At 62.5% G+C, this 24,656-nt stretch carries 24 protein-coding genes, 2 tRNA genes and 1 pseudogene; 18 read left to right on the forward strand and 9 right to left on the reverse strand.

The window, feature by feature from the left end:
- Nucleotides 1-104 precede the first annotated feature (104 nt).
- From rpoD to ribD, 5 genes are all read left to right on the forward strand, one after another.
- Nucleotides 105-2,087 (forward strand): RNA polymerase sigma factor RpoD, encoded by a 1,983-nt coding sequence (rpoD, locus tag FGK63_RS11400; RefSeq protein WP_138842245.1) that lies wholly within the window; start codon nucleotides 105-107, stop codon nucleotides 2,085-2,087.
- 167 nt (nucleotides 2,088-2,254) lie between these two features.
- Entirely contained in the window at nucleotides 2,255-2,662 is a 408-nt protein-coding gene (locus tag FGK63_RS11405) for a hypothetical protein (protein WP_138842247.1), read from the forward strand.
- 43 nt (nucleotides 2,663-2,705) lie between these two features.
- Entirely contained in the window at nucleotides 2,706-3,119 is a 414-nt protein-coding gene (locus FGK63_RS11410) for a secondary thiamine-phosphate synthase enzyme YjbQ (protein ID WP_138842250.1), read from the forward strand.
- Nucleotides 3,120-3,240: 121 nt separating this feature from the next.
- The gene (nrdR, locus tag FGK63_RS11415) at nucleotides 3,241-3,711 is read left to right on the forward strand and encodes a transcriptional regulator NrdR (RefSeq protein WP_138842252.1); all 471 of its coding nucleotides are present in this window, start codon (nucleotides 3,241-3,243) and stop codon (nucleotides 3,709-3,711) included.
- Nucleotides 3,708-4,808: a bifunctional diaminohydroxyphosphoribosylaminopyrimidine deaminase/5-amino-6-(5-phosphoribosylamino)uracil reductase RibD gene (ribD, locus tag FGK63_RS11420; RefSeq protein WP_138842254.1), complete on the forward strand. Its 1,101-nt coding sequence runs from the start codon at nucleotides 3,708-3,710 to the stop codon at nucleotides 4,806-4,808. The genes nrdR and ribD overlap by 4 nt, the downstream gene beginning before the upstream one ends.
- Nucleotides 4,809-4,823: 15 nt before the next feature.
- On the opposite strand, the gene FGK63_RS11425 is transcribed toward ribD, so the two are convergent.
- The 3 genes from FGK63_RS11425 to FGK63_RS11435 all read right to left on the reverse strand — a co-directional run bounded on the left by FGK63_RS11425 (nucleotide 4,824) and on the right by FGK63_RS11435 (nucleotide 9,375).
- Entirely contained in the window at nucleotides 4,824-6,824 is a 2,001-nt protein-coding gene (locus FGK63_RS11425) for a capsular polysaccharide biosynthesis protein (RefSeq protein ID WP_246044012.1), read from the reverse strand.
- A gap of 4 nt (nucleotides 6,825-6,828) precedes the next feature.
- Nucleotides 6,829-7,962 (reverse strand): polysaccharide biosynthesis/export family protein, encoded by a 1,134-nt coding sequence (locus FGK63_RS11430; RefSeq protein ID WP_138842256.1) that lies wholly within the window; start codon nucleotides 7,960-7,962, stop codon nucleotides 6,829-6,831.
- Between the two features lie 102 nt (nucleotides 7,963-8,064).
- Complete coding sequence (locus tag FGK63_RS11435; RefSeq protein ID WP_138842258.1) at nucleotides 8,065-9,375, reverse strand: capsule biosynthesis protein; 1,311 nt, start codon at nucleotides 9,373-9,375, stop codon at nucleotides 8,065-8,067.
- 141 nt (nucleotides 9,376-9,516) lie between these two features.
- Here FGK63_RS11435 and FGK63_RS11440 point away from each other — a divergent pair, with 141 nt between their 5' ends.
- Nucleotides 9,517-10,104, forward strand: a complete 588-nt coding sequence (locus FGK63_RS11440; RefSeq protein ID WP_138842260.1) for a riboflavin synthase — start codon at nucleotides 9,517-9,519, stop codon at nucleotides 10,102-10,104.
- A 16-nt stretch (nucleotides 10,105-10,120) separates the two neighbouring features.
- Here the strand turns inward: FGK63_RS11440 and FGK63_RS11445 are convergent, their stop codons facing one another.
- A complete protein-coding gene (locus FGK63_RS11445) occupies nucleotides 10,121-11,173 on the reverse strand; it encodes a proline racemase family protein (RefSeq protein WP_138842262.1) in 1,053 nt (350 codons plus the stop codon).
- Between the two features lie 142 nt (nucleotides 11,174-11,315).
- Here FGK63_RS11445 and ribB point away from each other — a divergent pair, with 142 nt between their 5' ends.
- The 6 genes from ribB to FGK63_RS11475 all read left to right on the forward strand — a co-directional run bounded on the left by ribB (nucleotide 11,316) and on the right by FGK63_RS11475 (nucleotide 16,260).
- Entirely contained in the window at nucleotides 11,316-12,437 is a 1,122-nt protein-coding gene (gene ribB / locus FGK63_RS11450; protein ID WP_138842264.1) for a 3,4-dihydroxy-2-butanone-4-phosphate synthase, read from the forward strand.
- A gap of 2 nt (nucleotides 12,438-12,439) precedes the next feature.
- Nucleotides 12,440-12,991 carry a 6,7-dimethyl-8-ribityllumazine synthase gene (locus tag FGK63_RS11455; protein WP_138842266.1) on the forward strand — a complete coding sequence of 184 codons (552 nt, stop codon included), beginning with the start codon at nucleotides 12,440-12,442 and terminating at the stop codon, nucleotides 12,989-12,991.
- Nucleotides 12,988-13,470, forward strand: coding sequence for a transcription antitermination factor NusB (gene nusB / locus FGK63_RS11460; RefSeq protein WP_138842268.1), 483 nt, complete (start codon nucleotides 12,988-12,990; stop codon nucleotides 13,468-13,470). Before FGK63_RS11455 ends, nusB begins: the two co-directional genes overlap by 4 nt.
- Before the next feature lie 70 nt (nucleotides 13,471-13,540).
- Complete coding sequence (locus tag FGK63_RS11465; RefSeq protein WP_138842270.1) at nucleotides 13,541-13,837, forward strand: hypothetical protein; 297 nt, start codon at nucleotides 13,541-13,543, stop codon at nucleotides 13,835-13,837.
- A gap of 229 nt (nucleotides 13,838-14,066) precedes the next feature.
- Nucleotides 14,067-15,449 carry a PIG-L family deacetylase gene (locus FGK63_RS11470; protein ID WP_138842272.1) on the forward strand — a complete coding sequence of 461 codons (1,383 nt, stop codon included), beginning with the start codon at nucleotides 14,067-14,069 and terminating at the stop codon, nucleotides 15,447-15,449.
- A 379-nt stretch (nucleotides 15,450-15,828) separates the two neighbouring features.
- The gene (locus FGK63_RS11475; protein WP_138842274.1) at nucleotides 15,829-16,260 is read left to right on the forward strand and encodes an MmcB family DNA repair protein; all 432 of its coding nucleotides are present in this window, start codon (nucleotides 15,829-15,831) and stop codon (nucleotides 16,258-16,260) included.
- A gap of 3 nt (nucleotides 16,261-16,263) precedes the next feature.
- On the opposite strand, the gene FGK63_RS11480 is transcribed toward FGK63_RS11475, so the two are convergent.
- Nucleotides 16,264-16,452, reverse strand: a complete 189-nt coding sequence (locus FGK63_RS11480; RefSeq protein WP_138842276.1) for a DUF6324 family protein — start codon at nucleotides 16,450-16,452, stop codon at nucleotides 16,264-16,266.
- Nucleotides 16,453-16,528: 76 nt separating this feature from the next.
- On the opposite strand from FGK63_RS11480, the gene FGK63_RS11485 reads away from it, so the two are divergent.
- The 3 genes from FGK63_RS11485 (at nucleotide 16,529) to FGK63_RS11495 (ending at nucleotide 17,465) form a co-directional block, all read left to right on the forward strand.
- Nucleotides 16,529-17,011, forward strand: coding sequence for a GNAT family N-acetyltransferase (locus FGK63_RS11485; RefSeq protein WP_138842278.1), 483 nt, complete (start codon nucleotides 16,529-16,531; stop codon nucleotides 17,009-17,011).
- Nucleotides 17,012-17,058: 47 nt separating this feature from the next.
- Nucleotides 17,059-17,135: transfer RNA gene (locus tag FGK63_RS11490), tRNA-His, on the forward strand.
- Nucleotides 17,136-17,375: 240 nt separating this feature from the next.
- Nucleotides 17,376-17,465: transfer RNA gene (locus FGK63_RS11495), tRNA-Ser, on the forward strand.
- A gap of 376 nt (nucleotides 17,466-17,841) precedes the next feature.
- Here FGK63_RS11495 and FGK63_RS11500 read toward each other — a convergent pair.
- Genes FGK63_RS11500 through FGK63_RS11510 form a run of 3 tightly spaced genes read right to left on the reverse strand, consistent with a single transcriptional unit; the run spans nucleotide 17,842 to nucleotide 20,161 of the window.
- A complete protein-coding gene (locus FGK63_RS11500; protein WP_138842280.1) occupies nucleotides 17,842-19,521 on the reverse strand; it encodes a recombinase family protein in 1,680 nt (559 codons plus the stop codon).
- Nucleotides 19,518-19,928 carry a DUF2924 domain-containing protein gene (locus tag FGK63_RS11505; protein ID WP_138842282.1) on the reverse strand — a complete coding sequence of 137 codons (411 nt, stop codon included), beginning with the start codon at nucleotides 19,926-19,928 and terminating at the stop codon, nucleotides 19,518-19,520. Before FGK63_RS11505 ends, FGK63_RS11500 begins: the two co-directional genes overlap by 4 nt.
- A gap of 2 nt (nucleotides 19,929-19,930) precedes the next feature.
- The gene (locus FGK63_RS11510; RefSeq protein WP_138842284.1) at nucleotides 19,931-20,161 is read right to left on the reverse strand and encodes a DUF3489 domain-containing protein; all 231 of its coding nucleotides are present in this window, start codon (nucleotides 20,159-20,161) and stop codon (nucleotides 19,931-19,933) included.
- A gap of 417 nt (nucleotides 20,162-20,578) precedes the next feature.
- Between FGK63_RS11510 and FGK63_RS11515 the strand changes: the two genes are divergently transcribed.
- Genes FGK63_RS11515 through terL form a run of 3 tightly spaced genes read left to right on the forward strand, consistent with a single transcriptional unit; the run spans nucleotide 20,579 to nucleotide 23,859 of the window.
- Entirely contained in the window at nucleotides 20,579-21,973 is a 1,395-nt protein-coding gene (locus FGK63_RS11515; protein WP_246044013.1) for a site-specific DNA-methyltransferase, read from the forward strand.
- Nucleotides 21,966-22,397 carry a DUF5681 domain-containing protein gene (locus FGK63_RS20755; protein ID WP_171052628.1) on the forward strand — a complete coding sequence of 144 codons (432 nt, stop codon included), beginning with the start codon at nucleotides 21,966-21,968 and terminating at the stop codon, nucleotides 22,395-22,397. Before FGK63_RS11515 ends, FGK63_RS20755 begins: the two co-directional genes overlap by 8 nt.
- A complete protein-coding gene (gene terL / locus FGK63_RS11520; RefSeq protein ID WP_171052629.1) occupies nucleotides 22,384-23,859 on the forward strand; it encodes a phage terminase large subunit in 1,476 nt (491 codons plus the stop codon). Before FGK63_RS20755 ends, terL begins: the two co-directional genes overlap by 14 nt.
- A 170-nt stretch (nucleotides 23,860-24,029) precedes the next feature.
- Here terL and FGK63_RS11525 read toward each other — a convergent pair.
- A pseudogene (locus FGK63_RS11525) lies at nucleotides 24,030-24,533 on the reverse strand (transposase); the annotation flags it as partial.
- Nucleotides 24,534-24,656: the final 123 nt, after the last annotated feature.

Below are 24,656 nucleotides of genomic sequence, written 5' to 3' on the forward strand. Positions count from 1 at the left end.
TCCAGAGGAACAGCCAAAGAAAAACGGGTAAACGGGTGGCCGAATCAATTCTTCGCGCTAATGATTCGGTTCCAACGAATCACCCATCCCTGCAGGAGCACTGAATGGCCGCCAAGGACACGACCGAGGAAACCAAATCCGACGAGCAGGAACAGGAAATCTCGCTGGACATGAGCCAGGCCCAGGTCAAGAAGATGATCGCCGAGGCCCGCGAGAGAGGATACATCACCTACGATCAGCTCAACCAGGTGCTGCCGCCCGACCAGGTCAGCTCGGAGCAGATCGAGGACGTGATGTCGATGCTCAGCGAAATGGGCATCAACATCATCGAGGATGAGGAGGCCGAGGAAGGCGACGACAAAGGCTCGACCGACCTGGTGACCACCGACAGCAACCGCGATGTCGCGCTTGCCGGTGCGCAGACCGAGAAACTGGACCGGACCGACGATCCGGTGCGCATGTATCTGCGCGAGATGGGCAGCGTCGAACTGCTGAGCCGCGAAGGCGAGATCGCTATCGCCAAGCGGATCGAAGCGGGACGCAACACGATGATCGCGGGCCTGTGCGAAAGCCCGCTGACGTTCCAGGCCATCACGATCTGGCACGACGAACTTCTCTCGGAAGACATTCTGCTGCGCGACGTGATCGACCTGGAAGCCACGTTCGGCAACCAGATGGACGAGGATGCCGATGAGCCGGTGGTCGACCCGTCGGCCGTGCAGTCGGCCAAACCGGCCAAGGAATCCGGGCCGGAACTGGACGCGGACGGCAACCCGATCACGAGCGACGACGACGACGAGGAAGACGATCAGGCCAACATGTCGCTGGCCGCGATGGAAGCCGCGCTCAAGGACCGTGTGCTGACGACGCTTGAAAGGATCTCGACCGATTTCGCCCAGCTCAGCTCGATGCAGGACAACCGGATCTCGGCCACGCTGAACGAAGACGGATCGTTCAGCGACAAGGACGAGGCCACCTACCAGAAGCTGCGGTCCGAGATCGTGGAGCTGGTGAACGGGCTGCACCTGCACAACAACCGGATCGAGGCGCTGATCGACCAGCTTTACGGCATCAACAAGCGGGTGATGTCGCTGGACAGCGCGATGGTCAAGCTGGCCGACCAGGCCCGTATCAACCGCCGCGAGTTCATCGACGCCTATCGCGGGCGCGAACTGGACCCCAACTGGCTGAGCGACATGTCCGACAAGCCCGGACGCGGCTGGCAGATGTTCATCGAACGCTCGTCCGACAAGGTCGAAGAACTGCGCAATGACATGGCGCAGGTTGGGCAGTATGTCGGTCTCGACATTTCGGAGTTCCGCCGCATCGTCGCCCAGGTCCAGAAGGGCGAGAAAGAGGCGCGCCAGGCCAAGAAGGAAATGGTCGAGGCGAACCTGCGCCTAGTGATCTCGATTGCCAAGAAATACACCAACCGCGGCCTGCAATTCCTTGATCTCATTCAGGAAGGTAACATCGGCCTGATGAAGGCGGTGGACAAGTTCGAGTACCGCCGCGGCTACAAGTTCTCGACTTATGCGACCTGGTGGATCCGTCAAGCGATCACCCGGTCCATCGCGGATCAGGCGCGCACCATCCGTATTCCGGTGCACATGATCGAGACGATCAACAAGCTGGTCCGCACCGGCCGCCAGATGCTGCACGAGATCGGCCGCGAACCGACGCCCGAGGAATTGGCCGAAAAGCTGCAGATGCCGCTGGAGAAGGTCCGCAAGGTGATGAAGATCGCCAAGGAGCCGATCAGCCTTGAAACCCCGATCGGGGACGAGGAGGACAGCCAGCTGGGCGATTTCATCGAGGACAAGAACGCGGTTCTGCCGCTCGACAGCGCCATTCAGGAAAACCTCAAGGAGACTACCACGCGCGTGCTGGCGTCGCTCACCCCGCGCGAGGAGCGGGTTCTGCGGATGCGCTTCGGGATCGGCATGAACACCGACCATACCCTGGAAGAGGTGGGGCAGCAGTTCAGCGTGACCCGCGAAAGGATCCGCCAGATCGAGGCCAAGGCGCTGCGCAAGCTGAAACACCCCAGCCGATCGCGCAAGCTGCGGTCATTCCTGGATCAGTAAATTCAAAGGCGCCTCGTTCAAGGCGCCTTTTTCCTTCTGCCACGTCACCAACCGGCCAAGCGGGTTGGGTGCTGGTAAGCTGTCGCAAATATCCGTGAATTCCCCTGTGACATCAGACGGTTTCGTTCTAGGCTTTCGGTCACATGATTTCAGGGAAGGTTTGCAGGATGTTCAAATTCATAGGCATCACCGTTACCGCAACGACCCTTGTTCTGGCGACACAGGCCCAGGCCTTCAGTTCCGCGAATGGCTACCGGGTCAATCAGGTGGACAATGCCGTTTTCGAAGTGATCCCGCGTGGCCGCAGCAATACCAATTTTTACTGGTGCAGCGCGTCTGACTATGCCCGCCGCGTATTGGGAGCAGGGTGGCAGGACAGAATCTACATAGCGCGTGGGTACGGCCCAAGCGTGACCACGGGGCGCAAGACTGCGGTGCAGTTCACGCTCAATCCGCAGGCAGCAGGCGTAACCCCGTTGGAGAGCGGCGGCTTCCGAAGCGGGTTGCAGGCGGGCGACAGCATGTCGGTGCAACAGGCGAACGCGTATTGCGATCCGTTCCCGGCCCGGTTCTGAATCGGAATTGCATCACCTCAACATTTGAGCGCAATAGCCAGTCATGCAGCACGAATTCCTGATTTCCACACGGGGGCAGGGCCTTTACGAATTCACTTCGCAGGTGCGGGATTGGCTGCGCCCCTGCGGCCACGACGGTCTGTTGACTCTTTTCGTGCGCCATACGTCCTGCTCGCTTTTGATACAGGAAAATGCCGACCCCGAAGTGCAGACCGACCTGCAGGCGTTCTTTGAACGGTTGGTGCCGCACTCGGATCACCCGTCCATGTCCTACCTGCGTCACACATACGAAGGGCCGGACGACATGCCGGCGCACATCAAGGCGGTGATGATGCCGGTATCCCTGTCGATACCGGTGAGCGGAGGTGTTCCGGCACTGGGTACCTGGCAGGGGGTTTTTCTCTTTGAACACAGACGCTCGCCACATACTCGCAAGGTCATGGCGCACCTCGGATGACGCCCTTTATCTAGCGGTTTGAAATTCCTTCTACCCAAACCCTAGCGGCTGCCCTATAGTTGTGGATAAGTGGGCCGAAGCACTCACAAAAAGAGGCGGACAAGGGACGAGGAGACGGCGGATGCGCTGCCCGTTTTGCGGAAACATCGACACTCAGGTTAAGGATTCACGGCCGGCAGAGGACCACGTGGCGATACGGCGGCGACGGTTCTGTCCGGCGTGCGGCGGGCGCTTCACCACCTATGAACGGGTGCAGTTGCGTGACCTGGTGGTCATCAAGTCGAACGGCAAGCGCGAGGATTTCGACCGCGACAAGCTGGAGCGTTCGATCCGCATCTCGATGCAGAAACGGCCCATCGATCCCGAGCGGATCGACCAGATGATCTCGGGGATCGTCCGCCGGTTGGAAAGCATGGGCGAGACCGACATTCCGTCGAGCAGGATCGGCGAGATCGTGATGGAAGCTCTGGCGCGGATCGACACTGTGGCCTATGTTCGCTTTGCAAGCGTCTACAAGAACTTCCAGGCGGCCGATGATTTCGAGGATTTCGTTCACGAATTGCGACCGCCGCAGCCATCGACCGAAGAGTGAGCGAAAAAGATAACCGATTCATGGCGCTGGCCCTGTCGCTGGGTCGGCGCGGCCAAGGCACGTCTTGGCCCAACCCGGCCGTCGGCTGCGTCATCGTGCGCGACGGCCGCATCGTAGGGCGCGGCTGGACGCAGCCGGGTGGCCGGCCGCACGGGGAAACCGAGGCGCTGGCGCAGGCCGGCGAGGCGGCACGGGGCGCCACGGCCTATGTATCCCTCGAACCTTGCGCGCATCATGGGCGCACCCCTCCTTGCGCCGAGGCGCTGATCGCTGCCGGGGTGGCACGCGTCGTCTGCGCTGTGGAGGACAGTGATCCGCGCGTCGCCGGCCAGGGCATCGCCATGCTGCGCGAGGCGGGGATCAAGGTGACGACAGGGGTATTGCGCGATCAGGCGGCGCGGGATCACGCGGGGTTCTTCCTGAAAACGGAACAGGGGCGCCCTCTGGTCACATTGAAGCTGGCCAGCAGTTTCGATGGCCGGATCGCCACGGCGACCGGCCAGAGCAAATGGATCACGGGTCCCGAGGCGCGTCGCGCTGTGCATGCGATGCGTGCGCGCCACGATGCGGTGATGGTGGGCGCCGGCACCGCGCGCGCCGACGATCCTTCGCTGACCGTGCGGGACATCGGCGTGGCGCATCAACCGGTGCGCGTGGTCGTGTCCCGGCACCTGGATCTGCCGCTGATGGGTCAGTTGGCCCGGACGGCGAAGGAAAACCCCGTCTGGCTTTGCCACGGTCCAGGCGCGGATTCCGAGCGCGCCAGGGCGTGGGAAGGGCTGGGCGCGCGCCTCGTGCCCTGTGCCGTTCACGGTTCGCAGATCGACACGGCGGATTTACTTCAGCAGCTTGGGAATGCAGGGCTTACACGCGTCTTTTGCGAGGGCGGGTCGGCCTTGGCCGCCTCGCTGCTGGCCGACGACCTTGTGGATGAGCTTGTCGGCTTTTCGGCCGGGCTGGCGATCGGCGCCGAAGGACTTCCCGCGATCGGCGTGCTGGGGTTGAACCGGCTTGAAGACGCGCCCCGGTTCGAACTTGTCGAAACGCGGGCGGTCGGTCCGGACATCCTGCATCATTGGAGCCGCGCGCTCGGCTGAAGGTAAAACAGACCGTCAGCGCCAGAGGTGCGCATGGGTCGAAAAAACGCCCTGCGCCTTGGAGAGCAGCCGGTTGAGCAGCCCGGTATGCGCGGGTTTCCCGGCCGCAAGCCGATCGATGGCAACCTCGACCGGACAAGGAAGGCCAGTCACGGGGTCCAGGTAGCGCGGATAGTCAATGAGCGCGGCGTGGACGAGGCCCAGCAACGATGGCCGGGCGCCACGCCGAACAGGCACCGCGCCCAGATCCTGTGTCAGGCCCCAACCTGCATAGAAAGGCGCGCCGAGCGTGGTGACGCGGACCCCGCGCAACAACGCCTCGAACCCGGTCAGGGACGTCATGGTCCACACCTCCTGCACCTGCGCCAGCAACGCGGCGGGATCGGAGTTCGTGGCGACGACATCCGCCAAATCTTCGTCGACGATGGCGCCGTCTCGCAGCCCGGCTTCGACATCCGGGTGTGGCTTGTAAATGATCACGGCCCCGGGGTTCGCCTCGCGCGTCCGGCGCAGCAGCCCGAGATTCGTCTTCACTTCGCCGGCGCCCTTGAGGATCGAGGCGTCGTCTTCGACCTGACCTGGCACGAGGATGCGGTGGCCCTTGGGAAGTTCAGGGCACGGCCCGCCGGCATTGTATTTGCTCAGGCCCTCGCGCACGAGGCGCGCGACCAGCCGTTCCGCGCGAAGCTGCTGGTCCGGGCGGAGGGCTTCGCGGGCGGCGATCAGGGTTTCAAGGCGGCTGGGACGCGTCGGGTCATAGTAAATGCCCTGATCGTCGGTCACCAGCGACAGTGGCGGCACCAGTTGTGCGCCCAAACCGCGCGAGCGCAGAAAACCGTCTTCGACCCGGACAACCCCGTCGTCGGGTCCGGCCCGGCTGGCCCAAACCATATGGGGCCGCAGACCGGCTGGATCGGGCGATTCGGTGAAGCGAATCTTTTTGTGCCGGCCGAAGAATTTCTGCAAATGCGGTCGCTTCCAGACCCTCATGCCCGCGGCGGTCCAACCCCGGTGGTCCTGGCGCCAGGCTCTCGTCTGGGCCTCGAGCGTGTCCAACACCGTTTCCAGTTCGCACAACGTGTCGCGATAGGGGTCGTACCACGTTGGGTAAAGCACCATCGCGGCAGCGAACAGTTGCGCGCGGGTCAGGTTCCGTTGTCGGCGGGGCAGGGGGTTTTCGTCGTGCGTCAGGCCCCATCCAGCATAGAAGGGGTCGCCGAAGACGCGAGGCTTGTGCCCCGCCAATATGGCCTCGAAGCCGAACTGGGACGACAGGGTATAGACGCCCACGGCCCCTTCAAGCAGCGACCAGGGGTTGATCGCCTGGTCCAGAAGGGTGACGCGTTCGGTCGCGTCCTGTGCCGAGAAATGGCCGGAACGGTATCCCGCGGCCGTTTCGGGATGCAACTTGACGAGCACGCGCGCGCCGGGGTTTTCCACCTGCGCCGCAACCAGCATCTCGCGGAACAACGCCTCGGTGCCGCCGCTGGCGGTCACCGCCGCGTCGTCGCGGGTCTGATCCACGACCAGCACGTAACCGGGCTCCGGCGCGGGAATGTCCGGATCATGGGCGGAATACTTGCTCAGCTGCAGTTCGCGCATCCGCTCCATCGCGCCCCGTGCGCGGTCGAGCAGGGCGGTGTCGTCGAGCGGGTGGCTGCCGAGCATCCGTTCCAGGTCCGAGGGTTGCTCGGGATCGAAATGGACGCCAGAGCGGTCCAGCAAAAGCCCGAGCGGCGGTTCGCCGCTGCGCCCGGGCTGGAGCGATCTGAGGAACGCATCCTCGACCCGAAGCAGGGGCGTATTTCGGGTTGCCGCGATACCGCGGCCGCGATGTGCGGTCGGGCTGTTTCCCCAGATGCCGACCATGTCACCCGGACCCGGCAGGCCCAGCCGGATATCATACCCGCTCAGGTCCAGAATTCTGCGAATGCGCCCTTGGGTCAGAAAGCCGCCGTTGAAAACAAACAGCCGGGAGCGTTCGCACCCGGCTGCAGGGTTTTCGTCAGCGATCACGGCCTCAACTGCCTGTCAGGGTCGCGACATTGGCAAAGGGCGTCAGACCGCCGGCGACCAGCGATATTGTCTTGGTCCATTGTGCGTAAGGTGCTTCGGTGACGTAGATCGTGTCGTCATCGCGGATCACGAAGTCGCGTGCGACGAACAGGCCGTTGGGTCCTGTCAGGTTCAGCACGTAGACCATGCGCTGTTCCCCCTGAAGGTCCGCCCGTCCCAGCACCTGCCGGGCAATGTCCTGCGTCTCATCGCGCAGGATGAAGACGCCCGTCGGGTCCGAGGACAGGGACAGCAGGCCGCCGACCTGCGCCAGCGCCTCAAGTGCGGACAGATCCTGGCTGTCGAACGCGACACGGGCCTGGCTGCCGGTTGCGCCAAGCGCCGTATAGCTGCGTTTGTCCTTTTCGACCAGAATGCGGTCGCCACCCCGCAGGGCGATATCGAGGTTGGGGTTCTTGAACACGTCCTCGTACCAGACCGTGCCCCTCTGATCGCCGCGGATGACGGTCACCTGCGCGATTTCGGGGGCCACCGCCACACCGCCCGCTTTCGCGAGCATGTTGGACAGGGTCCGCGTCGGGCGCTCGATGGGGTAGACGCCCGGCGCGCCGATGGCGCCGGTCAGCGACACGGTGGATCCGTCGCCGGCGATGCGGCGCACCTGCACCTGCGGATCCGGCGTCTGTTCCTGCAGCTTCGAGGTTATCAACTCCCGCAGCTGCTCGGGCGTGTTGCCCGAGGCGCGTACGCGCCCGGCATAGGGCACGAAGATGTAGCCGTCGCTGTCCACCTGCACTTCTTCCAGCGCAGTCTGATTGCCGGTTTCTCCGGCCAGCAGGCCGTCATCTACGTTTTCCCAGATTGTCAGTCCCAGCACGTCGCCCGGACGCACGGTATCGGCGGTCAGGCTGGCCGCGCTCCGGAAAGAGGAATTGAAACCGAGCTCAGGCACGGCGGCAGCAGCGCGGGCCACGCGGTCATCTACGGCCACTACGAAGGCATTGCCGCCGTCCTGAACGGAACCGGCGAGAATCTGGTTCTTGCTTGGGCCGGATTTCGGCAGTTGGCAGGCGGCCACAAGTCCACATGCGACAAGCAAGGCGAACCGCTTCGCCCAAACTGCAGGGTAGGATTTCACTGCCGGGTTTCCTCAAACATTATTGTTTCTTGTTTCCGCCAAGGATTCTGCGGCCAATCTATCCAGTTCGAATTGGAACATCCAGTCTCGGACCGGGGCTGGTCATTTCACAAGGCGCAACTGTGGCTCGGGAGTCGATGTTCCGGTTTCGAACGCCTCGTAGGGATCTTCGGGCCGCAGCACCATGTCGATCACCCGGCGCAGCAACTGCTGCCGTCCCCTGCGCGAATAGTAGCCTCCGGGAACCTGGCTGGTCGCCAGCAGATAGCGCCGGTAGGTGCGGTAGGCCGGACCGTCGGGTTGTTGCGGATTGGCGAAGAATTCCTCGACCGGCTGCGTCGAGACGAATTCCGGTTTGGCGTAGACCGAGCGGCCAAAAACCCGCAATGGGATGCCTCGCCAGAGCGCCTGCAGGCCGGCGGTCGAGTTGATCGTCAGGGCCGAACGTGCGTCATCGAGCAGTGTCGCCAGTTTTCCGCCCGGCACGTAATGCACGCGGCCCCGCAGCCCGTGCTGACGCACCAATCGCCGAATTTCCCGGCGCAGCGGGGCGGTGTTGTTTTCAAGGGGATGTTCCTTGATGACAAGGTGGTGGTGCCGCGGGGCGCCCTTGGCGAAACCGCCGACGACCTGTTCCAGGAACTCGGTCATGCAGGAATAATCCGAGTGGCTTTGCACCGAACTGTCATGCGCCAGTTGCAGCAGGACGAGGTGGTACGGATAACCGCCGCGCCGGACACGGGCGGTCGCCCATGCGCGTTCCAGCCTGTGCACGGGCATCAGCAGTAGACGTCTGAAATACAAGCCGAACTCTTGCGATACCGTCAGCGCGCGATGCGGACGGAAGTTTCGGTACTTGCGGTTCGCGAACATCACGAACCAGTGGTAGAGCGCGCCATGGAAGACGTGTTGGCGCATGTCGCCCCAGTGCGAAGGAGGTGGCGGCGCCTCGGCGTCCGAATGTGTCAGCGCCTGACGCATCCGATCGACTCCCATCGCCATCAGGCGCGAGTTGCCATTGGATCCGTCCCGCTCGTAGGTGATCCACCAGGGACGCAGATACCCTTCTTCGAAGACATGGACCGCCACGCCCCGGGATCGCGCGATTTCGACCGCCCGGGCATGAATGGGGCGGGTGTCGCCATAAAGAACGATGTCGGTGACGCCGAGATCGGTCACGAGCCCGTCGAAAAAAGAAGGCCAAACCTCGGGATGTCCCAGAAAGGGGATGTAGCTTTTTCTGTCGAACCAGAAGGCGCGGTCGCCGGCGTTGAAGCCGACGCGCCGGACGTCGGCGCCGGATTTTCGCAACATGCGGCCGAGCGCGTCAAAGAACGGGCCGTGCGGGCCCTGCAGAAACAGAAAGACGCGGACCGCGGCCGGAGGCGCGGATTTCAGGGCTTCCCGGGACATGGCCCGCTGCTCGGTCCTTTTCGGCATTTGTTCGGTTCGAATTTCAGGACGCCGTGGGAATTGCTGGCAAGGCAGGGCTTGCCCGCATCCATCTATACCGTTACCTCAGCCCTGAACGCTAGACCTACGAGGGTTAACAGGATGTTTACTGGGATCGTAACCGATGTCGGCACGGTGATCGAACTTGAGCAGCGCGGCGATCTTCGCGCGCGGATCGGGACCGGATACGACACCGCCTCAATCGACATCGGGGCGTCGATCGCCAGCGACGGCGTTTGCCTGACGGTAATTGCGCTGGGCGACGACTGGTACGACGTGGAAATCAGCGCCGAAACCGTATCCAAGACCAATCTCGGCGGTTGGAAGGTCGGCAAGCGCGTCAACCTTGAACGGGCGCTCAAGGTTGGCGACGAGTTGGGCGGCCACATCGTCTCGGGTCACGTGGACGGCGTGGCCGAGGTTGTTGCGGTCAAGGACGAAGGAGACAGCACCCGCGTGACCCTGCGCGCCCCGAAGGACCTGGCGCGGTTCATCGCGCCGAAAGGCTCGGTGGCGCTTAACGGAACCTCATTGACCGTGAACGACGTCGACGGATGCGACTTCGGCATCAACTTCATTCCTCACACCAAGGAAGTGACCACCTGGGGCGACGTTTCGGTCGGCGATCAGGTGAACCTGGAAATCGACACGCTGGCCCGTTACGTGGCGAGGCTGGCCGAGGCCGTTTGACCGTACCGGGTGAACGTCACCACATATCCCCGACGGTATAGCCCGACGGGAACGGATCGGTTGGATCCAGCGTCCAGTTCGCGGTGCCGTGTATCCAGGCCTGGCCGGACAGGGTCGGTACGATGGCGGGGTAGGGGCCGACGGTCGTCGTTTCGACGATGCGGCCGGTGAAGGTTGTGCCGAGTGGCCCCGCGTTGACATATGCCTCGCCCACGCCCAGCATCCCCCGAGCGTGCAGAACCGCCATCTTGGCGCAGGTTCCGGTGCCGCAGGGCGAGCGGTCCAGGATTCCCGAGGCATCCTGCGGGCGCGCCGGATCGAAAGGCCCCGTGGAAATGGTGATCGCACCCCGTCCTTGGGTGCCGGTTGCGACGGGCGGCCCCCAAAGATTGGTGATCGTCGGTCCGGTGATCGCCGGGTTCTCGGGGTGCGATACGGGAAGCTGTTCCACCGTCGCGTGGCGGATCGCCTCTGAAACCCGGACGATTTCGGCGCCGTTGTTGGCGTCCAGCGAAACACCCAGTTTCGCGGCCTCGGCCAGTACGAAGAACATGCCGCCCCAGGCCACGTCGACGGTGACAGTGCCCAGCCCAGCGACCTCGACAGGGGCGTCCAGGTGAACGGCGAAAGCGGGCACGTTGCGAAACTCGACCCGTGTAACCTTTCCGTCCCGGCATTCCGCCCGAACCCGGATCAGCCCGGCGGGCGCTTCGAGGGTCAGTTCCGTCACCGGTTCGACCATCGGCAGGATGCCGGTTTCCAGCAGGACCGTCACGACGCAGATCGTGTTCGAGCCGGACATGGGCGGGTATTCCGTCTGCTCCATGATGATGAAGCCCGCATCTGCCGCCGGATCGCAGGGCGGCACCAGCGCATTGCAGCAGAGGCCCGGATTTCCGCGCGGCTCGCGCAGCATCATCAACCGGACCTCGTCCAGGTTGGACTGCATCCATCGCATCTTTTCAAAGACCGAATTTCCGGGCAGGTGCGGCAGGCCGCCGGTGATGACCCGGCCGGGTTCGCCCTCGGCATGAGCTTCGACCGCGGTGATCATGCGGGACAGGCGCATGGCGTTCTCCTCATTCGTTCGGCGCACGCTACCGCCCGCGGCAACGCCGCGTCCAGCCCCGTCAATGCCGTTTGCGGTCTGGTCTTTGCGGCGCTTGTGGTCTATCCCGCCTTGCGAGACATTCTCTGCGAAAGGCTGCCCCATGAGCTTTGAGACCCCCGGCCCGGTAGAGGCCCAGTTGCGCGACGCGATCAGCCCGATCGAGGAGATCATCGAAGAGGCCCGCAAGGGCCGGATGTACATCCTTGTCGATCATGAAGACCGCGAGAACGAGGGCGATCTTTGCATTGCCGCCGAGTTCGCCGATGCGGCGGCGATCAACTTCATGGCCACCCACGGGCGCGGCCTGATCTGCCTGCCGATGACCGCCGAGCGGATCGAACGGTTGGGCCTGCCGATGATGGCGGTGAACAACTCTTCGCGGCATGAAACCGCCTTTACCGTTTCGATCGAAGCGCGCGAAGGGGTCAGTACCGGCATTTCCGCAGCCGACCGTGCGCTGACCGTCGCGACCGCGATCAACGAGCAGAACACCATGGCGCATCTTGCAACGCCGGGTCACGTCTTCCCGCTGCGGGCCAAGCGCGGCGGCGTTCTGGTGCGGGCAGGGCATACCGAGGCGGTGGTGGACATCTCGCGGCTGGCGGGGCTCAATCCCGCCGGCGTGATCTGCGAGATCATGAAGCCCGACGGAACCATGGCTCGGCTGCCCGATCTGGTGGATTTCGCCCGCGAACACGGGATGAAGATCGGCACCATCAGCGACCTGATCACCTATCGCTCGCGCAACGACAACCTGGTGGTCGAAACCTCGCGCGAGAGTGTCACATCGGAATTCGGCGGCGAATGGGAATTGCGGATCTTCACCGACCAGACCCACGGCGTAGAGCATGTGGTGATGATCAAGGGCGACATCACCACGCCGGAACCGGTTCTGACCCGTACCCACGCGTTGCACGAGGCCTCCGATGTCCTGGGGCTGGGTCCCAAATCCGCGCGGGAACTGCCGCGCGCGATGGAAAAGATCGCCGCCGAGGGGCGCGGCGTGGTGTGCCTGTTCCGCGAACCGCGTCATTCGCTGTATGCCAGCGAGGAGGAAGGGCCGCGGACCATCAAACAGACAGGTCTTGGGGCGCAGATCCTTTCCAATCTCGGACTGCATGAGCTTGTGCTGCTGACCGATTCACCTCAAACAAAGTACCTGGGTCTGGATGCCTTCGGGCTTTCCATAGTCGGGACCCGACCGATCCTGAAGGACAAGTGATCATGGCTGGACGCGAAACCCACTACATCCTGCCGCGCGCGGAATTCGACAAACCGGTGAAACTGCTGATCGTCGTGGCGCCCTATTACAAGGACATCGCCGACAACCTGGTGGCCGGCGCCAAGGCCGAGATCGAGGCTGCGGGCGGCAGCTGGGAAATCGTCGAAGTGCCGGGTGCCCTGGAAGTGCCCACGGCCATCGCAATGGCCGATCGCCAGTGCAACTTCGACGGCTACGTCGCGCTGGGCTGCGTGATCCGCGGAGAGACCACCCACTATGACACGGTCTGCAACGATTCCAGTCGGGCGATCCAGTTGATGGGGCTTCAGGGGCTCTGCATCGGCAACGGCATCCTGACGGTGGAAAACCGTCCGCAGGCCGAGGTGCGCGCGGACCCGGCGCAGATGAACAAAGGTGGCGGAGCCGCGGCTGCGGCCTTGCATCTGATCGCGCTCAGCCGTAAGTGGGGCGCTTCCAAGGAGGGCGTCGGATTCAAACCGCCGTCCGAGTCCATCCTCGTGGCGGGCGACAGCAACGGATCCACTACTGCATGACACGAACAGAAGCGCCCAAACCGGTCAGCCGGAAACGCATGATGAAATCCGCGGCGCGGCTTTATGCCGTGCAGGCCCTGTTCCAAATGGAGCGGTCGGGCCAGACCATCGAGCAGGTGGTGAGCGAGTTTCTGGATCACCGGTTCGGTGAGGTTTACGAAGGGCAGGAGATGATCGAAGGCGACGTGTCGCTGTTCCGCAAACTGGTCGATGACGCGGTGAACTACCAGGCGCCGATCGATCAGATGACCGACCGGGCGCTGGTGGCGAAATGGCCGATCGCCAGGATCGATCCAACGCTGCGTGCGGCATTTCGCGCGGCGGGCGCCGAACTGACACAAAGCGACACGCCGCCCAAAGTGGTCATCAACGAGTTCGTCGACATCGCCCGCGCCTTCTTCCCCGAGGGTCGCGAGCCGCAATTCGTCAACGCCGTACTGGATCACATGGCGCGCGAAGCCCGGCCCGAGGCATTCTGAAACAGCCCCGAACGCTTTACCCGGGTCAAATATGCGCTAAACTGAATGCCAGAGCGCAAGGAGACTCGCCATGCCCAAACTGATCCGCCTCTACATCACCCAGGTCGCAATCGGATTTGCCATCTCGGCGGTATTCATCGCGGCGCTCCTGCTGTTGAACGTGGCCAACCTGCGCGGCTTGATTTTCAGCTCGGACAGCGGGTTGATCGCGCTGGCAATGCTGTGGTTCATGAACGGTATCGTCTTTGCCGGAGTGCAATTCGCCTGGGCGATCATGAGCTTGGCCGAAAAACCGGAAGGTCCCCGCGGCGGCACGCCGGTCGCTCATGCGCTGAAGCCTGTTCTCGTCAAACAGTTCCACAAATAGAGCGCGCCCAAGCAGAGTTCTTTCCTTTCCCCGCATACCCCATGCGGTGACAACTATCCTGTCGGTACTTGTTTCGCGCAGCTTTGCCGAGGCATGAAGCAAAAATGCTCTTGCCGTATCTTTTCGTGAAATCTTGCTGGCCGATACCAACTGGAAACACATCCGGTTGACAGAACTAAATTCGGTTGTGCACATAGCGTTTCTTAGTGTCTAGTTACGAGAAACGACCTTGGAACTCCCCACGTATGAAGAAGTGCTGGCATCAAAAAGCTTTGAAAATGATCTATCCCAACTGAACCTTGCAATAGCGGAAGGGCTCTCGGAGCAGGGGGAGCCGGTGGCGAAAAACGGGAACGTGTTTTTTTCCCATATGCAACACCGGTTTCACGAGGCTGAGTTTGCGCCCGCGATGGAAGGCAAGCGCCGTGCCATCAACCTGATTTCTCGAGAAGTCGAATGTTTTGCCGAGGTTGGTGTTGCGGGTGGACATGCGGCACTTCTGGCTCTCCATTCCAATCCAAAGCTGCGCTACATAGGGATCGACTTGGGGCAACGTCTCATGCCCTCGTGGCCGCCCGTGCACATCTTCGTGCCGATCGCGTTCCGGTGGCTCGAGCGGCGATTTCCTGACCGGGTCCGATTGTATATGGCGGATTCAATCGACGGTCTCACTCAAGCGGTAAAAGAGAACCCGTTCGGACCAATCGGTTTTCTGCACTTGGACGCCCAAAAGAAGAACAGGTATGCCGAAGTTCGGGCCGCGTGGCCCGGTCTCGCCAAGCAGTGCTTTCTCATGCAGGGGGACTTTGTCAACGGTCACGTCCGCGAAAGTTCAGATCGTTTGTTGAGTGAAGGGATGGCTAGGCCAGTGAACAGGCCAGAGTTTGCGGAAATTGAAAGCCGCAACTACAAGGTGCTTGAAATAGGCCAAAAACGCGCTTCGGAACTTTCTACGCTCGAGGCGCTGAAGAACCAGCGTCTTCTTGTTTGTGTCGCGCATCAGGACGACGAGACCTTGTTTTGCGGTTCGCTCTTGTCTCGCCTCAAAGGGCATGCCGAAATCACCGTAGCAAGTTTCTTTCGACCGGCCCCAAATCGCCGGGATACTCACACACGTGAAGCCACTTTGCGACGGGTCTGCGAGCATCTCGGGGCGGAGTGTATACAGTACCCTTTCGCGGTTGAACAGGATCACCCCAGACTCAGACGCTTCATTCGGAAGCCTGAGCAGGAAGGCCAAGGCGCGGTCGAGATCATACGCCCTCTCAGGCGGCACCCGCTATTTGGCGCCTTGTCGGAGACGGCTCTGGCCACAATGAAAAAATGCAATCCCTCCATCGTTATCACACATAATTCCGTGGGTGAGTATGGGCACTTGGAACATGTGCTTCTGCATCATGCGGTGTTGAACGCCGCCGGACGATACCAGGCAAGCCAGGTTCTGACTTTCGGCGTTGGCTTTGCAGAAGCCGATTTGAAGGTGCCCGTTGCGCATGATGAGAAGAACAAGCTTTTCGACGAATACCTACCGCAATGGGACGGAAGACGGCGATATGATTTTGCGATGTATGATGAGAGCTTTATCAAGATGGCCGTACCCCAAAGCGATTGAAGGCAGAGGTGCATTGTCGGGTATACATCCGGGTGTGATTGACGGCGCCAGGTGACCGGAACGAAAAAGTGGCGGGACCGCCGGTCAACCGTGGGGCGTTGATTCCCGAGGACCTGCATGTACAGGTGGGCGCCAGGTAATCAGGCCAGGACCTGAACAGAGCCGGCTCCCTCGGAAATGTTTAAGGCCACCGGAATGCTGCCTGACACGAGAAGGGCAGAACCCGCCACCCGCCTAATTAGGGCCAATCGCGGGTTTCTACAAGGGGCAGGCGCGAACAGTTGTTTCCATCGTCCATAAGATCCTTGCTCGAGCGCTGCTGCGCGGCCCAAGTCGCCGCACCCTTGATTTTTGTTCACTTATTGTTCACGTTACATCCATGACTCTGGATTTGCAGCCCGGACAGAAGCTCGCGCGCGGTGTGGCACGTCACCTCGCTAGCCACGGCTTTGTTTCCGTTGAGGAATTCGTGCCGGCGCGGGGGCTTCGGGTGGATGTGATGGGGCTCGGCCCCAAGGGCGAACTTTGGGTGATCGAATGCAAGTCTTGCCGCGCCGACTATCAGGCGGACTCAAAATGGGAAGGGTATCTGGACTGGTGCGACCGCTTCTTCTGGGCCGTGGATATCGAGTTTCCGACCGATCTGCTGCCGACGCGAACCGGGTTGATCATTGCCGATGCCTATGACGCTGAAATCATCCGCATGGGGCCCGAGGACAAGATAGCCCCGGCACGGCGCAAGAAGATGATCCAGAAATTTGCAATGGACGCGGCGCGGCGGCTCAGGACGTTGCGCGACCCGCGTCTGTAGCGTTCAGCCTTTCATGCTGCGGGCGGCTTGCGCGGCTGCCCGTATCTCTTCCGCGATTTCCTCGGCTTCTTCGGGGTCGAAATCCATCGGGATCTCGACGCCCTCGGCTTCGACGTACAGGCGAACCATGCCCTTGTCGGTCGGGCCGATCTGCAGGTTCGCTTCGATGTCGCGCTCGGTATTGATACCCATGCCACCCTCCGGAATGAGCGTTCCTGCTACTCCGCAAAGGGTTGAGAATCAAGCGTCCTTCGCGTTCTGATAATGCATGACCGAACCAATGCTGCGCCCCTTTCGCCCGGATGACGCCCCATGGCTGGTGGAACGCCACGGCACGCTCTATGCCCGCGACGAAGGGTTTGACCACACCTTTGCGCCTTTGGTGGCCCGGATTCTGGACGACTTCGTTGCCGGCCACGACCCGGACCGCGAAAGGGGCTGGATCGCCGAAGGCAGTGGGCACAGGCTTGGCAGCATATTTTGCGTCGCCGCGACCGGGCCCACGGCCAAGTTGCGCCTGTTTCTGGTGGATCCCAAGGCGCGAGGTATGGGGCTGGGAAAAAGCCTGCTGCGGACGTGCATGGATTTCGCGCGCGATGCCGGATACCGCGACATGGAGCTTTGGACACATGAAAGCCATCGGGCCGCCTGCGCCCTCTACGCGGCTTTCGGTTGGCATTTGACAGAGAGCAAACCGGTGCATTCCTTCGGGGTCGATCTTGTGGAGCAAAGCTGGAGAATTCGGCTATAATCCACTTGCAATCCCGGGACGCGTTGGTTACATCGCCCCACACAAGTGCCGCCTTAGCTCAGTTGGTTAGAGCGCTGGATTGTGGATCCAGAGGTCCCCTGTTCAAGCCAGGGAGGCGGTACCATAATCCCATGAATATCGATCTGGTGAATTGCTCAGCGCAGCGCGCAATCGATCGTGCGCGGTTTCCAATTCGCGGTGAAATTCGTCAGCGTTCCTGCACCAGTTCTGGACCCGTTGCCCGTGGAACGGAAAACGGGTTCTCACAGGTTGTCCGCCATCGGCACGGCAACCTGGCTCTTCCGAAATCGTTTCCCCTTGCGGACTTGTGCAGAACCGCCTAAGTGCATGCACGGCCTGCACCGGGGAGGTGGCAGAGTGGTCGAATGCGGCGGTCTTGAAAACCGTTGAAGGTGAGAGCCTTCCCAGGGTTCGAATCCCTGTCTCCCCGCCACCCATGCCCGTCTCACTGCAGTGGTGTTTTTTGCCCCGGAATTGTGCCGCAATTCCCGCGGGTTGTCGTACCCGTTTCCCATCAGAGACGATCCAACAGGCATACCCGGGACGCGGTTCTGGCGGGTGTCTCTGTTGGGCAGTTTGGCGGGGTCGCTTTGAGTGTCATTTCCCTGATAACAGGCTATTTACAGGGAATTTTTGTCAAAAAGGCCAAAACCCGTCGTTTTCTGTGCGGATATCCGCATTTATTTCAATGGCTTATGGCGCGATTTCCCTGGGCGCCGGAACAGGGAATTTTTTCGGGCGAACAGGGAATTTTCCGGCCCGGAACAGGGAAAGCAAAGCGGGTATCAGGGAAGCCGGATTTAGTGGCGTCAGAAGCCGAAGATATGCTCCTGCTCCGCCCAGCTGATCGGGTGGGTGAGGCTGACCAGGCGCTTGAGCGTGAGTTCCGGTGGTTGACTGCCGTCGAGGATCGCAGCCTGGATTTTCGGCGACAGGAAGGCGAGCTGGGCACGGGTGCGGATGTAGGAGGCGGGAAGCCGGTCGCGGCGGGCAATGTCGACCAGCTGGACGCCAGCCTTCAGATCACGGGCCCAGCCATGGGCGCGGATCAGCATGGAGCGGAGATGGGGATCGGGTTGGGGCGTCACGTCACCGGCGATGATCTTCGCCTCGACACCGCGGCGGCGCAGATCGAAGGGCGCAGCAACGGAGAGCAGGTCCGGGTGCAGATCGTCTGGCGCAATGCCAAGTGCGTTGGCCACGGCCTTGCCGTCCAGGTCGAGGCAGATCCGCCCGCGCTTCAGCATACCGGAGACAAGCAGACCGGCGCAGACCCGACTTCCGGTGTCGCTGAGACCGGTGGCCAGGTCTGTAAACGCTGCCCGGATTGCCTCGGCGGACCCGGCCTCGGGCCGCGCGAGGATACGGTAGGATGCGGAGGCCTCCCGCAGATGTCGGACAACGATATCGATGACCGCCGTCTCCAGCGCCGGTCCCGGCAATCGCCAACCGGTGGGGTCCGTGCCTCCCGAGATCAACCGGTTGGAGACGTAGTACCGCAGCCGCCGGCCCTTGCGCGTGGTGTGGGTCGGGGTAAGCCGGTCGCCGGTCTCGTCGCGCAGCAGGCCGGTGAGCCAGGCGCCTGGATCCGTCCCTCTGGATGGCGTGTCGGGTGAGGATTGCGCGCGGGTCCGTTGTGAGGCTTGCCGCATCAGATCCTGTGCCCGGTCCCAGATCTCTTCGTCGATGATGGCCAGGTGCTGGCCGTCCCAGACCTTGTCCTTGTGGCGGATCCTGCCGAGATAGACCGGGTTGCGCAGCAGGTAGTAGATCTGGCCGCGCGACAGCGGGCAATTGCCCTTGACGCTGCCATCCGCGCAAACCACGCGTTTCGAGCGCAACCCCTCCGCAGCGGCCCTCTCCGCCACCCGGCGCAGGCAACCCAGTTCCGCGTAGAGATCGAAGAGACGCCGGACCGTTCGGGCCTCGCACGCATTCACCACCAGCGTACGTGCCTTCGGATCGGGATGGCGATCATAGCCCAGCGGCAGGTTGCCTCCCATCCAGAGACCCTTCTTCTTGGAGGCGGCGATCTTGTCGCGGATGCGCTCTGCGGTCACCTCGCGTTCGAACTGGGCGAAGGACAGGAGCACGTTCAAGGTGAGGCGACCCATGGACGACGAGGTGTTGAAGGCCTGCGTCACTGACACGAAGGAGCAGTTCGCCTTCTCCAGCCGCTCCACCAGCTTGGCGAAGTCGGTGAGCGACCGGGTCAGCCGGTCGATCTTGTAGACCACCACCATGTCGATGCGACCGGCATCCACCTCGTCGAGCAGGCGCTGCAGGGCAGGGCGCTCCAGGGTGCCTCCCGAGAGGCCGCCATCGTCAAAGCGTCCCGCAAGCAGGGACCAGCCCTCGTGGCGCTGGCTGGCGACATAGGCGGCGCAGGCCTCGAATTGCGCATCCAGCGAGTTGAAGTCCTGGTCCAGCCCCTCCTCGGAGGATTTGCGGGTGTAGATGGCGCAGCGGATCCTGGGGCGCGGGCTCATCTGGCAACCTTTCCATCGAGGCCGAAGAAGCGCGGCCCGGACCAATGCGCCCCGGTGATCTCGCGGGCGATGGCCGAGAGCGAGCGGTAGGCGCGACCGTTCCAGGCAAACCCGGCTGCGGTGACATCGACCACGTGGGTCACCCCGTTCCACTCGCGCAAGAGGCGCCCGCCGGGTTTGAGGGCCGGGCAGCTTGGGCGCGGCTTCTGATCGGCGCCTCTCTGCAGCGCGACCTGCGCGGACCGGGGCAGCCCGCCATGACGGCGGGACTGCAGTTCGAAGGCGAGAAACCGGCGCAGGAAGGGCTGGCTCAGCATTGCCGGAGCGGGCTGCCCGAACAGATGCTGCCAGAGCGCCAGCAGGTCTGACCTGTCCATCACCTCCAGATCGGAGATCTCAGCGGGCATGGTCACAACCCGATACCTGCGTCCGCGATCAGGTGATAGGTGGCTGGCGCTCCCGCCTCTTGTGCCGGGTGGCGTTCGATCGTGGCGCCCTTTTTGCGGAGGGTGCTGAGGGCGGCCCGGGCCGAGTGTTGCTGCCAGCCGGTGGCCTTGCAGATGTCCGCGAGGCTTGTGCCTTCGGGACGGCGCAGCAGGGCCTGCACCATGTCGGTCTTGGTTTGCCTGGTTTTGGACATGTCCGATCTCCTCGTGTTCCGGGGGCCGGCGGGATGCCGCGCCCCGGTACCGAGAAGGGCCCGAACGCTTCGGGCCTGGGCTCAGTGATGCGTGGTTCGCGCCAGTAGTCCAGCCCGAATCCGCTGGCGTTGACGAAGAATCGTGGGTGTCTTAACGATCTGTTAATAAACAAAAAAACTTGCACCTTGTCGTGGGGGTGGGTATCTTCAAGGCAATCGCCCGGTACGACCGGGCGGTAAACAGCTCCATTTCTAGGCAGCACTCACTGGAACTCGAAAGTTCCGAAGGGAGCAGCGGAAGGAGCAACTCTCGGATCGTTCGGTCCGGGGAGTTGCCATTCGTGCTCTCTCCGATTTTCCCGATGCGATCCGTTCCGACCTCTGCCGCGACAGCGGCGCAACTGAATGGAGACGCACATGCGTACCAAGCACAAAAACCCCGATGCCCAGGTTTCGACCAAACCGGTCTGGATGGCCGAGAAGGTGATCCAGACGTCCGTTGCCAAACTCAAACCTTACGCCAACAACAACCGCATCCACACGGCAAAGACCGTGGACAAGCTGAAAGCCTCGGTGGAACGGTTCGGCTTCGTCACCCCGATCCTGGTTGATGGCGATGGCGTGATCATCGCCGGGCATGGCCGTTTCGAGGCCGCCAAGGCGCTGGGGCTGCAAACGGTGCCGACCGTGGTCGCGGCGCATCTGAGCCCGGCCGAGGTGCGCGCCCTGCGCATCGCCGACAACAAGCTGGCGGAACTGTCGGAGTGGAACCTGGAAGCTCTGCAGCTCGAGCTGGGCGAGCTGATGGATCTGAGCCTCGAGGGTACGTTGGACTTCGACCTCGACATCATCGGCTTCGAGATGCCCGAGATCGACATCCTCATCAGCGGGGCAGGGCAGAGCGACACTGCCCCGCCGGAAACCGTGGATCTCCCGGATCCGGGCGAGCCGGCGGTGACGCGGCCGGGGGACCTCTGGCTGCTGGGCAATCACCGCATCCTCTGCGGCGATGCGCTGGAAGAGGCCAGCTATACGCGGGTGCTGGATGGTGATGTCCCGCGCATGGTCTTCACCGACCCGCCCTACAACGTGCCGGTGCAGGGACATGTGCGCGCCGGCACCGGCAGCAGCCATCGCGAGTTTGCCATGGCCTCGGGTGAGATGTCGGCCGCGGAGTTCAGCGGCTTCCTGGAGACCGTGCTGTGCCGTCTCACGGACAGCCTGCCCGCGGGCGGCGTCGCCATGGTCTGCATGGACTGGCGCCACATCAAGGAACTGGTCGCGGCTGGTGAGGCCAAGGGGTTCGATCTCATCAACCTCTGTGTCTGGAACAAGACCAATGGCGGCATGGGCAGCCTCTATCGGTCCAAGCACGAGTTGATCTGCGTCTTCAAGAAGCCGGGGGCCCCGCACATCAACAACGTGGAACTGGGCCGGCATGGTCGCAACCGCACCAATGTCTGGGACTATGCGGGCGTGAACAGCTTCGGCAAGTCGCGGGAGGCGGACCTGGCCGATCACCCCACGGTCAAGCCGACTGCGCTGGTGGCGGATGCGATCAGGGACGTGAGCCATCGCGGCGACGTGGTACTGGACGCCTTCGGTGGGTCCGGTGCCACGCTGCTGGCCGCCGAGACGTCCGGGCGCCGGGCGCGGCTGATCGAGCTCGACCCGCTCTACGTGGATGTTGCCATCCGTCGCTGGCAGAAGATGACGGGCGAAAAGGCCGTTCTCTCGGGGACCGGTGAAACTTTCGATCAATGCGTGGCGGCTCTGGCCACCGCCAGGGAGATGGAGGTCGATCATGTCTGAAGACGTCAAGGACTATGAGGTCGGGTATGGCAAGCCGCCGAAGACGAGCCGGTTCCAGAAGGGTCAGTCGGGCAATCCGAAAGGACGGCCGAAGGGCGCCAAGGGGTTGAATGCCAGCCTGAAGCGCGAGTTGGAGTCGAAGATCACGGTCCGCGAGGGCAACCGGGAGATCCGGATCTCCAAGGCGGAGGCCATGGCCAAGCGGATTACGACCGGTGCACTCAAAGGTGACCCCAAGATGTTGATGGCACTTCTGAAACTCGATGCCGAACTGTTCAACGTCGTCGAGTCAGAAGCGGAGGCCAACGCCGGCGCTGGCCTGCCCGAGCCGGTCGATTTTGACATCCTCCGGGATTTCTTTTCCGCCCCGCGGGCCGGCGAAGAAGACATCGAAGACGAGGAGACCGATGATGTCGGCACCTGATCCCCGCATGGTCCGGCAGGCTGTGAACGCTGTCTGCCGGGACAACTTCTTTTCGTTCGTGTGGAAGGTGTTCGACACCCTCCATCACGGGCCCAATGGCACGTTCGAGCCGGCCTGGCACGTGCGCGCGATGTGTCATGCGCTCGACAACGTGCGAACCGGTGAGTACCACCGGCTGGTCATCAACATCCCGCCCCGCTGCCTGAAATCCGTGACCGTGGCGGTGTCTTACGTGGCCTTCCTGCTGGGGCATCATCCCGGGGCCAAGATCATCGTGGCCAGCTACGGCCTCGATCTCGCCCGCAAGCATTCCGAGGATTGCCGGCGGGTCATGTCTTCGCGCTGGTACCAGGAGATGTTCCCGGACACCCGGCTGGCACGGCGCGGCAACACCGTCGACGAAATCCGCACCACCCGGGGCGGCAGCCGCAAGGCGGTGTCCATCGGCAGTTCGGTGACCGGTCATGGGGCCGACTACATCATCATCGATGATCTCCTGAAGGCCGGGGACGCCAATTCCGAGGCGGAACTGATCCGGGCGCAGGAGTTCATCGAGGGCACGTTGTTGTCGCGCTTTGACAACCCCGGCGAAGGCCGGGTGGTGATGATCGCACAACGTCTGCACGAGATGGATCCGCCGGGCTACCTCCTCGACCAGGGCACCTACCGCCACCTGAACCTGCCCGCCATCGCGGAGGAGAACGAGGTCGTGCCGATCGGGCGCGGGCAAGTGCATCGGCGCAAGCCCGGGGATCTTCTGTTCCCGGCGAGACTCGACCGGGCGACACTCGATCGCATGCGCCGTGAAATGGGGTCCGCGGTCTTCAACTGCCAATACCAGCAGAACCCGGTCGCGCCCGACGGATCTCCGCTTCGCTGGGAGTGGTTCAAGACCTATGAAACTGCGCCGGATATGCGCCTGTGCCAGCTTGTCGTCCAGAGCTGGGATACCGGCACCTCGTCAGATCCGCGGTCGGACTATTCCGTTTGCACCACCTGGGGATTTTGGGACAACGCCTGGTACCTGCTCGATCTCTGGCGCGGGCAACTGGATTACCCGGATCTCAAATCCAAGGCGCTTGCTTTGGTCCGCCAGTGGAACCCCGACAAGGTTCTGATCGAGGATGCGGCAACCGGCCGGCCTTTGTTCCAGGAACTGTTCCAGGATGACAAACGGTACGTTCGCATGGTCCCGGAGAAAGACAAGGAGATCCGGTTCAACGCGGCCTGCGCACCGGTGGAGGAGGGCAAGGTGTTCCTGCCTGTAGAGGCACACTGGTTGCCGGTCTTCAAGCGCGAGTTGCAGTCCTTCCCGCGCGGACGGAACGACGACCAGGTCGACAGCTTCAGCCAGTTCCTGAATTGGTCCAAGGGCAACGGCTTCTATCGCAGCCTGGGGCGTGAGCACCCAATCAATCTCGAGCGCCGCGAACGCAACCGTTCGCGCGAAAGGCGGCGGTGACGCCGCCGTCCTCAAGCGGTTGGGCTGGTTCGAAGAACAGTGAGTGCGGGCAATCCAACCCGTTGCCTGCTGCCTTGCGGCGTAGCGCTCGACGGGCGCATTCTGTTGAAAAACATCGTGTTGCGACTGCAAAAAGTGGGCGCTGATTGAAGGCGCGAGTGCCTTTTTTGTCAGGCTGTTCTCGGTTTCTGCGGTGCAGGAAAGATCTTCGCCAGTTTGCGGAGGTTTTGGGCGGTGGCGGCGAGGAGGAATTGGTCATTTGCGCCGCATGGGCCACGTAATCGGAGGCGTCCGAGGCCAAGGATGCGTTTGAGGTGCGCAAACAGCATCTCGACCTTCTTTCGCAGCTTCATCGAGATTTCGTATTGCTTGGTCTTGGCGATGTCGCGGGCGACCTGACGGGCGTTTTCATGCTCTTCACGAGTGATCGATCTGGCATCCGCGTTCGGGCAGCATTTTGCTTTGGACGGGCAAGCCTGACAGGTCAATTTCAAGGCCCGGTACTTGGCTCGTCCCATGCGGGTCAGCCCTCGTTTCGGGTCGGAATAATTCCGGCGGAACTGCTTGAGCTCATGGCCTTCGGGGCAGATGTATTGATCGTTCCCGGCATCCCATTCGAAATCGGCGCGGGTCCATGTGCCGTCGCTGCGTCCGGATTTATCGAAGACGGGGATGGGCTCTGTTGCACAAATCCTGTGAGGGATTCATCTCGTGAATCCAGCATGGTAGCTGGGCAGTATGAGCAGACCTCCACCCCCGACCTACAAGACCAGGAACTGGCCGGCCTATAACGAAGC

The sequence above is a fragment of the Ruegeria sediminis genome, assembly GCF_005938215.1.
In the GTDB taxonomy this organism is placed as follows: Bacteria; Pseudomonadota; Alphaproteobacteria; order Rhodobacterales; family Rhodobacteraceae; genus Ruegeria; species Ruegeria sediminis.

What these genes read in the sequence shown, in the direction of transcription:
- FGK63_RS11480 (WP_138842276.1), bottom strand. Translation starts at nt 16,452, where the DNA reads ATGGGTATCAATACCGAGCGCGACATCGAAGCGAACCTGCAGATCGGC.
- FGK63_RS11485 (WP_138842278.1), top strand. Translation starts at nt 16,529, where the DNA reads ATGACCGAACCAATGCTGCGCCCCTTTCGCCCGGATGACGCCCCATGG.
- FGK63_RS11510 (WP_138842284.1), bottom strand. Translation starts at nt 20,161, where the DNA reads ATGTCCAAAACCAGGCAAACCAAGACCGACATGGTGCAGGCCCTGCTG.
- FGK63_RS11465 (WP_138842270.1), top strand. Translation starts at nt 13,541, where the DNA reads ATGCCCAAACTGATCCGCCTCTACATCACCCAGGTCGCAATCGGATTT.
- nusB (WP_138842268.1), top strand. Translation starts at nt 12,988, where the DNA reads ATGACACGAACAGAAGCGCCCAAACCGGTCAGCCGGAAACGCATGATG.
- FGK63_RS20755 (WP_171052628.1), top strand. Translation starts at nt 21,966, where the DNA reads ATGTCTGAAGACGTCAAGGACTATGAGGTCGGGTATGGCAAGCCGCCG.
- ribB (WP_138842264.1), top strand. Translation starts at nt 11,316, where the DNA reads ATGAGCTTTGAGACCCCCGGCCCGGTAGAGGCCCAGTTGCGCGACGCG.
- FGK63_RS11500 (WP_138842280.1), bottom strand. Translation starts at nt 19,521, where the DNA reads ATGAGCCCGCGCCCCAGGATCCGCTGCGCCATCTACACCCGCAAATCC.
- FGK63_RS11445 (WP_138842262.1), bottom strand. Translation starts at nt 11,173, where the DNA reads ATGCGCCTGTCCCGCATGATCACCGCGGTCGAAGCTCATGCCGAGGGC.
- nrdR (WP_138842252.1), top strand. Translation starts at nt 3,241, where the DNA reads ATGCGCTGCCCGTTTTGCGGAAACATCGACACTCAGGTTAAGGATTCA.
- FGK63_RS11440 (WP_138842260.1), top strand. Translation starts at nt 9,517, where the DNA reads ATGTTTACTGGGATCGTAACCGATGTCGGCACGGTGATCGAACTTGAG.
- rpoD (WP_138842245.1), top strand. Translation starts at nt 105, where the DNA reads ATGGCCGCCAAGGACACGACCGAGGAAACCAAATCCGACGAGCAGGAA.
- FGK63_RS11455 (WP_138842266.1), top strand. Translation starts at nt 12,440, where the DNA reads ATGGCTGGACGCGAAACCCACTACATCCTGCCGCGCGCGGAATTCGAC.
- FGK63_RS11515 (WP_246044013.1), top strand. Translation starts at nt 20,579, where the DNA reads ATGCGTACCAAGCACAAAAACCCCGATGCCCAGGTTTCGACCAAACCG.
- terL (WP_171052629.1), top strand. Translation starts at nt 22,384, where the DNA reads ATGTCGGCACCTGATCCCCGCATGGTCCGGCAGGCTGTGAACGCTGTC.
- FGK63_RS11435 (WP_138842258.1), bottom strand. Translation starts at nt 9,375, where the DNA reads ATGTCCCGGGAAGCCCTGAAATCCGCGCCTCCGGCCGCGGTCCGCGTC.
- FGK63_RS11405 (WP_138842247.1), top strand. Translation starts at nt 2,255, where the DNA reads ATGTTCAAATTCATAGGCATCACCGTTACCGCAACGACCCTTGTTCTG.
- FGK63_RS11475 (WP_138842274.1), top strand. Translation starts at nt 15,829, where the DNA reads ATGACTCTGGATTTGCAGCCCGGACAGAAGCTCGCGCGCGGTGTGGCA.
- FGK63_RS11505 (WP_138842282.1), bottom strand. Translation starts at nt 19,928, where the DNA reads ATGCCCGCTGAGATCTCCGATCTGGAGGTGATGGACAGGTCAGACCTG.
- FGK63_RS11410 (WP_138842250.1), top strand. Translation starts at nt 2,706, where the DNA reads ATGCAGCACGAATTCCTGATTTCCACACGGGGGCAGGGCCTTTACGAA.